This window comes from Paraferrimonas sp. SM1919 (assembly GCF_010993985.1).
In the GTDB taxonomy this organism is placed as follows: Bacteria; Pseudomonadota; Gammaproteobacteria; order Enterobacterales; family Shewanellaceae; genus SM1919.
In genome coordinates this window covers 1-627 of sequence record NZ_WINH01000106.1, presented here as the reverse complement: position 1 = coordinate 627, position 627 = coordinate 1, and the positions used below count along the sequence as shown (strand labels likewise).

Annotated in this window: 2 rRNA genes; both read right to left on the bottom strand. The window is 55.2% G+C overall.

The annotated features are described in order from the left end of the window. Window positions 1–7: 7 nt before the first annotated feature. Window positions 8–120, bottom strand: a 5S ribosomal RNA gene (gene rrf / locus GFB48_RS17375). Window positions 121–239: 119 nt separating this feature from the next. Next, window positions 240–627: ribosomal RNA gene (locus GFB48_RS17370) — 23S ribosomal RNA — on the bottom strand; the annotation flags it as partial.

Genomic DNA, 627 nt, shown 5'->3' with positions numbered 1-627 from the left:
ATGGAGAGCCTGGCGATGACCTACTTTCACACGGGAATCCGCACTATCATCGGCGCGGAGTCGTTTCACGGTCCTGTTCGGGATGGGAAGGGGTGGTACCGACTCGCTATGGTCACCAGGCTATGACTTGTCGCGTCGCTGACTTCAGGGTCAACGCCGCCAATATGGAATGTAGTTTGGGGTTGTGCTTTTGTGTGTATCAGGCACAAGGCAGACCCAGCCGGAAACATACCGGTTATAGGATCAAGCCGCACGGGCAATTAGTACTGGTTAGCTGAACGCATTACTGCGCTTCCACACCCAGCCTATCAACGTCCTGGTCTCGAACGACCCTTCAGGGAGATCAAGTCTCCAGGGAATCCTCATCTTCAGGCGAGTTTCCCGCTTAGATGCTTTCAGCGGTTATCTCTTCCGTACATAGCTACCCTGCGATGCCTCTGGCGAGACAACAGGTACACCAGCGGTACGTCCACTCCGGTCCTCTCGTACTAGGAGCAGCCCCCGTCAAGATTCCAACGCCCACGGCAGATAGGGACCAAACTGTCTCACGACGTTTTAAACCCAGCTCACGTACCTCTTTAAATGGCGAACAGCCATACCCTTGGGACCGGCTACAGCCCCAGGATG